Below are 6688 nucleotides of genomic sequence, written 5' to 3'. Positions count from 1 at the left end.
GCATAGAACCCTGTGGGCGCTGGCTTGCCTGCGCTGCGCGCGCCCCGGTGTGTCAGTGGCACCGCGGTGATGCTTTCGCAGGCAAGCCAGCGCCTACACTGGATTTCCATGGATCTTAAGAGAGCTGTTCGGCTACTGATTCAGGGATGTCGGCGTTGGAGTACACGTTCTGCACGTCATCGAGGTCTTCGAGCATATCCAGCAGCTTCAACACTTTCTGCGCGCCGTCCAGGTCCAGCTCGGCGCTGGTGGTCGGCAACATCACGATTTCCGCGTCGGTGCCCTTGAAGCCAGCAGCTTCCAGCGCGTTACGCACGGCATAGAAGCCAGCAAAGGAGGTGAACACGTCGATGGAGCCGTCTTCGTTGCTCACCACGTCGTCGGCATCCGCCTCCATGGCAGCCTCGATCAACGCATCTTCGTCCACACCTGGCGCGAAGGAGATCTGCCCCTTGCGCTCGAACAGGTAGGCCACCGAGCCATCAGTGCCCAGGTTGCCGCCGCACTTGCTGAACGCATGGCGCACGGCAGCAGCAGTCCGGTTGCGGTTGTCGGTCATGCACTCGACCATGACGGCCACGCCGCCCGGGCCGTAGCCTTCGTAGGTCAGCTCGACCATGTCGTCGGTATCGGCTGCACCGGCGCCACGAGCCACCGCACGATCAATGATGTCGCGGCTCATGTTGGCGCCCAGCGCCTTGTCCAGCGCCAGGCGCAGGCGCGGGTTGGAACCTGGGTCGCCGCCGCCCTGGCGGGCAGCGACGGTCAGCTCGCGGATCCACTTGGTGAAGATCTTGCCTTTCTTGGCATCCTGACGCTCTTTGCGGTGCTTGATGTTCGCCCACTTGGAATGGCCAGCCATAACACAACTCCGAAATTCTGTAGAAACCTTATCAACCCCACCCCAGGTGGGATACAACCCTTGTAACGCAAAGGCGCATCCGAAGATGCGCCTTTTTAGACTGCGTAAACCTCAGTGCGCTTTCACGCAGCGGCCTTACTCAGCCTTCGGCGTCTCGCGCAGACGGATGTGCAATTCGCGCAGAGCCTTGGCATCCACCACACCTGGAGCCTGGGTCATGACGTCCGCAGCACTCTGGGTTTTCGGGAAGGCAATCACTTCACGGATCGACTGGGCGCCGGTCATCAGCATCACCAGGCGGTCCAGGCCGAAGGCCAGGCCACCGTGCGGCGGCGCGCCGTATTTCAGGGCGTCGAGCAGGAAGCCGAATTTCTCTTCCTGTTCCGCTTCGTTGATACCCAACAGGCGGAACACCGCTTGCTGCATCTCTTTGCGGTGGATGCGGATCGAACCGCCACCCAGCTCGGTGCCGTTCAACACCATGTCGTAAGCGCGCGACAACGCGCCTGCCGGGTTGGCTTCCAACTCTTCAGGCGAGCACTTCGGTGCAGTGAACGGGTGGTGCAAGGCGCTGAAGCTGCCGTCGTCGTTCTCTTCGAACATCGGGAAGTCGACAACCCACATCGGTGCCCACTTGCAGGTCAGCAGGTCCAGGTCGTGGCCCAGCTTGATCCGCAGCGCGCCCAGGGCTTCGCTGACGATCTTGGCTTTGTCGGCACCGAAGAACACGATGTCACCGTCGACCGCGCCGACGCGATCGAGGATCGCGTTGAGGTTGTCCAGCGGAATGTTTTTCACGATCGGCGATTGCAGGCCGTCAACGCCATTGGCGCGCTCGTTGACCTTGATGTAAGCCAGGCCCTTGGCGCCGTAGATGCCGACGAACTTGGTGTAGTCGTCGATCTGCTTGCGCGGCATGCTCGCGCCGCCAGGAACGCGCAGGGCGGCGATACGGCATTTAGGGTCGTTGGCCGGGCCGCTGAACACCTTGAAGTCGACTTCCTTGAGCTGGTCGGCCACGTCCACCAGTTCCAGCGGAATACGCAGGTCGGGCTTGTCGGAACCGTAGCGGCGCATGGCTTCTTCGAAGGTCATGTGCGGGAACTCGCCGAACTCCAGGTCCAGCACTTCCTTGAACAGGTTGCGGATCATTTGCTCGGTCAGGCCCATGATCTCTTTCTCATCGAGGAAGCTGGTCTCGATGTCGATCTGGGTGAATTCCGGCTGGCGGTCGGCGCGCAGGTCTTCGTCACGGAAGCACTTGGCGATCTGGTAGTAGCGGTCGAAGCCGGCGACCATCAGCAGTTGCTTGAACAGCTGTGGCGATTGCGGCAGGGCGAAGAACGAACCCGCGTGGGTACGGCTCGGCACCAGGTAGTCACGCGCACCTTCCGGGGTAGCCCGGGTGAGGATTGGCGTTTCGACGTCAAGGAAGCCGTTTTCGTCGAGGAAGCGGCGGATGCTGGTGGTCATGCGCGAACGCAGGCGCAGCTTCTCGGCCATTTCCGGACGACGCAGGTCCAGGAAGCGGTAGCGCAGGCGGGTTTCTTCGCCGACGTCGGAGTATTCGTTGAGTGGGAACGGCGGGGTTTCCGACTCGTTCAGCACTTCCAGCTCGTAGCCCAGCACTTCGATTGCGCCGGAGGCCATGTTCGCGTTCACGGCACCGGCCGGACGCAGGCGAACCTTGCCAGTGATCTTGACGACGTACTCGCTGCGCACGCGGTCGGCGGCGGCGAAGCTCTCGGCGCGGTCCGGGTCGAACACCACCTGGGCCAGACCATCACGATCACGGATATCGAGGAAGATCACCCCGCCGTGGTCGCGGCGACGGTGAACCCATCCGCAAAGGGTGATTTCCTGACCATCCAGGGTCTCGTTCAGTTGGCCGCAATAGTGGCTGCGCATCATGGTAGTGGTTTCACTTCTCGTAATTCGAAATTCGGTGGAGGCCTGCCTCGTCACCGTACATTTAAGCAGGGGACGGATAATGCAGGAGCCTGCGCATGGAGTTCAACTCAGTCTGCTTTGTCGCCGCCGGCCAGATTCTTCTTCGAGCCGGTCTTGAAATCAGTCTCGTACCAGCCGCTGCCGCTCAGGCGGAAGCCCGGCATGGACAACATCTTCTTGAGCTCTGGCGCCTTGCAGGCCGGGCAATCGACCAGCGGCGCGGCGCTGATCTTCTGAATGGCTTCCAACTGATGACCACAGGAAGCACATTGATAGTCGTACATGGGCATGGAGATGTCTCGGCGATCAGAACGTTACTGCGCCACGCCTGCCCCAGGGATAAAGCCCCGGCATGCGCAGCAAAGCGCGGGATTATATCTGGTAAATCGAGGCAGCGCAGCCGGCTTTCTGACCAGGGCCCTGCCCACCTCGACGGCAGGCCAGCCCCGGCGCCGGCCGATTACTCAGGGTTCGGCGTACTCACCCGGTCTTTCAAGGCGTGAACGACACACACCACCCTGACCAACCCGCTGAAGTTCTTCACCCCGCCATGGCGCAAGTGCACTTCCCGATCGACATAAGACAGCAACGCACTGACCGAGCAGGCGTTGATCCTGGCTATTTCCGCCAGGATGTTCCAATACACCTGCTCAAGTCGCAGGCAAGTGGAAAACCCATTGAGGCGCACCGACCGCGACAATGGCTTGGCCAGCCCCATATCAAACCCCTTCGCAAAGGGGTCGACCGTTATCCTGTGAAAACCACCGGTTTCCATTACTCCGTTACCCACTCCACGTGACATACACCTGACACTCCATTGCCAAACAGCAGCCCACGGGTTCTCCCATTGGGCAGTGGCCCTATAAAACAGCAGGCAGAGACAGGCAGCCAGAAGACGCGGAGTTGATCGACGTAGGACAACGCCAGGAAATGCACGGAAACAAGCGAGCGGCGCCAGGACGGCGCCACTCAAGGCGGGTGTTTATTGGTTTTCGAGCAGGGACCGCAGCATCCACGCGGTTTTTTCGTGAACCTGCATACGCTGGGTCAACAGATCGGCAGTCGGTTCATCGCTGACTTTGTCCAGCAACGGGAAGATACCGCGCGCGGTGCGCGTGACCGCTTCCTGACCCGCCACCAGTTGCTTGATCATCTCTTCGGCACTGGGCACACCTTCTTCTTCCTTGATCGAAGACAGGCGCGCGTAGATCGAATAAGCGCCCGGCGCCGGGAAGCCCAGGGCACGGATACGCTCGGCAATGGAGTCCACCGCCAGCGCCAGCTCGTTGTACTGCTCTTCGAACATCAAGTGCAGCGTACGGAACATCGGCCCCGTGACGTTCCAATGGAAGTTGTGGGTCTTCAGGTACAGTACATAGGTATCGGAAAGCAGTCGCGAAAGCCCGTCGACGATGGATTTACGATCTTCTTCACTGATACCGATATCGATTGCCATGTTTATCCCCTTCAATTGACAAGCATTCATTGATCAGGTGCAGCTCCACTCTAGCAAGAGTACCGGTGGTGCGCAGCCCGACACGCCCAGGTGAGGTGCGGCAAATCGCCCCTGCGTAACCTGCCAGCCGGTGCTGCGCAAGCCTTCACACGCAACGGGAAAACTTCCCCGCACGCCGCTTGAAAACCCTGCACCTGTCTAGGACAAGCGTTTGACGCAGAAATGCCGTGCCCCTTGCAACACCCGGAAATGCTTGATTTGAGTAGGCACAGCCTTTGCTGTTAAATAGGCGGCGTGTCGCTGCCGTTAATTTCCGCGGCAGCCGGCATAGGCTGATACCCGCGCACGTGCCCAACGCCTCCCATTGTTCAGAAGCGAACCGTGCCAGTCAGCTCTTCCTTGTGATCCGTCTTAACGTGAGTTAATCAAAATGTTGAAAATCGTCCACCTGCTAACGGGCGTTGCAGCTTTGCTGCTGTCCTTTATACCGAGCTTGCAACAGGGAAGCCCTCCCTACCTGGAACAACACGACGCTCTGTACCTGGCCTTGTTCGGCCTTCTTAACCTGACGCTGGCACCGGTGATCCCTTACTGGAACAAAGGCACTCGTCATCAACTGCAAAACCTGGTCAGCGCGCTGCTGGTTCTGACCGTTGTCGTACAAACCCTCACCCTCCTGGCACCTATGCCTGAAGTGGGCGGCCACCCGGCCATCCTGCTCAGCCTGGTGATTGCTGTGGTCGCCATCGTTCTTCACCTGGCCATCAGCTTCTACCGTTCGTCCCCGGCGGCCGCGTCGCAAACTTATGACATGACCAATCGGGATACCGGTACCGTCAAGTGGTTCAACACGTCCAAAGGCTTCGGCTTTATTTCCCGCGATTCGGGCGACGATATCTTCGTCCACTTCCGGGCTATTCGCGGTGAAGGCCATCGCGTCCTGGTGGAAGGCCAGCGCGTGGAGTTCTCCGTGATGAATCGCGATAAAGGCCTGCAAGCCGAAGACGTGATCGCTGCCCTGCCGCGTCGCTGATCCCAGCCTTCGCAGCAAAAAAAACCGCGATCCAGCGTTGACTGGATCGCGGTTTTTTATTGCCGGCTATTTAGTAGTGAGGCGGCGGCGCTTCTTCTTCCGAGGTTTCGAACTGCCCGCCCATTTCTTCCTGGCGCTTGAGCAGCGCGGTCATCTGCAACTGCAGGCGTTCGACGGCCCGCTGCTGGGTGACGAGGATGTCATTGAGGGTCTCGATGGTGTCGTCCTGGAAGGCCAGGCGGCTTTCCAGGTCGGTGACGCGGTCTTGCAGGTCCATGGTTCAGCCCTGGGTAAAGATGAAGTCGGCGGGCAACAGCTCGCGCAGGCGGGTGCGGATAGCGGCGACCTGCTCTGCAGTATAAGGCTGCGCCGGATGCTTGCCCCATACCGGCGCAGGCCAGGCGGCATCATCGCGTTTGCGCACGATCACATGCACGTGCAACTGGCTGACCACATTGCCGAGGGCGCCGATGTTCATCTTGTCGGCGTTCAAGCCCTCATTGAGCAACTGCGCCAACGCCGTGGTTTCCTGCCATAGACGCTGCTGGTCGGCGACATCCAGTTGAAACACTTCGCTGATACCGTTGATGCGTGGCACCAGGATGAACCACGGGTAGTTGGAATCATTGGACAGCAGCAGGCGGCATAGCGGGAAGTCCCCAATGGCCAGTGTGTCTTGTTGCAGGCGTTGATCTAAGGCGAACACGCGGGCACTCCGTTTTTGCAGGTCGATTTCAGACGCCCAGCATACCTTCGAATGCTCAAGGCTTCACGGCGAATGCGGCGAGCCGCGATGCAAGTGGAGAAAAATACGCACCCTTTCGAGGCAGCCAGATATTTGAGCTACGCTAATCCGGGCCTGAGCGGGATGCACCAAAATGACCCACTTGTGCATCAAAGGGATCCGCCGATTACCCACTCATGGGGGTGAACCGGTAACGTTTTGCCCGGACCGGGTGTTTTTGTGCCTTCTCACAGGTGTGACACCAAAGCGTCAAGGCCAAACAAAACGACGTAAAAAGCCCGTGCTTATGCGGTTTTTACACGGCCGTAACGTTTTTCACGAAAAAATGACATTCGGTTACCGCTTTGTGCACGCTTGTTGCATTCACACCCACATCGTCGGCAACGGCACCCGTTTGGAAGCAGGTGTTTCGCGATAAAAACACAAGCGTTTCAATACGCATCAAGGAAGACTTCAAACTTTGAAACGGGTTTGAAAACAGTATTGAAGTTGTCAGTCCGGTTACAGGTGGACTGTGAATTTGCGACACGGAGATAGCAATTTACGACAGCCTCGTAAAGAAGCTGAAAGGATAGATGGGCAAGTATCGTCAATAGAGTCTGCGTGATATAACTTTGCGCCGACACAAAAAAGAAAGAGCCG

At 58.9% G+C, this 6688-nt stretch carries 8 protein-coding genes; 1 reads left to right on the top strand and 7 read right to left on the bottom strand.

Going from position 1 to position 6688, the window contains the following annotated elements; all coding sequences use genetic code 11:
- Positions 1-115: 115 nt before the first annotated feature.
- The 5 genes from QMX97_RS18990 to QMX97_RS18970 all read right to left on the bottom strand — a co-directional run bounded on the left by QMX97_RS18990 (position 116) and on the right by QMX97_RS18970 (position 4268).
- Complete coding sequence (locus tag QMX97_RS18990; RefSeq protein ID WP_065908837.1) at positions 116-862, bottom strand: YebC/PmpR family DNA-binding transcriptional regulator; 747 nt, start codon at positions 860-862, stop codon at positions 116-118.
- 135 nt (positions 863-997) lie between these two features.
- Complete coding sequence (aspS, locus tag QMX97_RS18985; protein ID WP_056858570.1) at positions 998-2773, bottom strand: aspartate--tRNA ligase; 1776 nt, start codon at positions 2771-2773, stop codon at positions 998-1000.
- Between the two features lie 107 nt (positions 2774-2880).
- The gene (locus QMX97_RS18980; protein WP_048727052.1) at positions 2881-3102 is read right to left on the bottom strand and encodes a zinc ribbon domain-containing protein; all 222 of its coding nucleotides are present in this window, start codon (positions 3100-3102) and stop codon (positions 2881-2883) included.
- A gap of 170 nt (positions 3103-3272) precedes the next feature.
- A complete protein-coding gene (locus QMX97_RS18975; protein WP_065908831.1) occupies positions 3273-3614 on the bottom strand; it encodes a ribbon-helix-helix domain-containing protein in 342 nt (113 codons plus the stop codon).
- A gap of 180 nt (positions 3615-3794) precedes the next feature.
- Positions 3795-4268, bottom strand: coding sequence for a Dps family protein (locus tag QMX97_RS18970; protein ID WP_003193874.1), 474 nt, complete (start codon positions 4266-4268; stop codon positions 3795-3797).
- A 430-nt stretch (positions 4269-4698) separates the two neighbouring features.
- Between QMX97_RS18970 and QMX97_RS18965 the strand changes: the two genes are divergently transcribed.
- Complete coding sequence (locus QMX97_RS18965) at positions 4699-5301, top strand: cold-shock protein (protein ID WP_065908829.1); 603 nt, start codon at positions 4699-4701, stop codon at positions 5299-5301.
- Positions 5302-5371: 70 nt separating this feature from the next.
- Here QMX97_RS18965 and QMX97_RS18960 read toward each other — a convergent pair whose 3' ends face one another.
- Complete coding sequence (locus QMX97_RS18960; RefSeq protein WP_015885618.1) at positions 5372-5578, bottom strand: SlyX family protein; 207 nt, start codon at positions 5576-5578, stop codon at positions 5372-5374.
- Positions 5579-5581: 3 nt separating this feature from the next.
- On the bottom strand, positions 5582-6007 hold the full coding sequence (locus QMX97_RS18955; protein WP_065908824.1) for an HIT domain-containing protein: 426 nt from the start codon (positions 6005-6007) through the stop codon (positions 5582-5584).
- Positions 6008-6688: the final 681 nt, after the last annotated feature.

Source organism: Pseudomonas sp. PS01298 (assembly GCF_029959745.1).
GTDB classification, from domain to species: domain Bacteria; phylum Pseudomonadota; class Gammaproteobacteria; order Pseudomonadales; family Pseudomonadaceae; genus Aquipseudomonas; species Aquipseudomonas aylmerensis.
The sequence above is the reverse complement of the archived record's forward strand: the minus strand, read 5'-3'. Positions and strand labels throughout refer to the sequence as shown.

Bases quoted from the DNA above. Each gene is read 5' to 3' on its own strand.
- QMX97_RS18990 (WP_065908837.1), bottom strand. From the start codon at position 862: ATGGCTGGCCATTCCAAGTGGGCGAACATCAAGCACCGCAAAGAGCGT.
- aspS (WP_056858570.1), bottom strand. From the start codon at position 2,773: ATGATGCGCAGCCACTATTGCGGCCAACTGAACGAGACCCTGGATGGT.
- QMX97_RS18980 (WP_048727052.1), bottom strand. From the start codon at position 3,102: ATGCCCATGTACGACTATCAATGTGCTTCCTGTGGTCATCAGTTGGAA.
- QMX97_RS18975 (WP_065908831.1), bottom strand. From the start codon at position 3,614: ATGTCACGTGGAGTGGGTAACGGAGTAATGGAAACCGGTGGTTTTCAC.
- QMX97_RS18970 (WP_003193874.1), bottom strand. From the start codon at position 4,268: ATGGCAATCGATATCGGTATCAGTGAAGAAGATCGTAAATCCATCGTC.
- QMX97_RS18965 (WP_065908829.1), top strand. From the start codon at position 4,699: ATGTTGAAAATCGTCCACCTGCTAACGGGCGTTGCAGCTTTGCTGCTG.
- QMX97_RS18960 (WP_015885618.1), bottom strand. From the start codon at position 5,578: ATGGACCTGCAAGACCGCGTCACCGACCTGGAAAGCCGCCTGGCCTTC.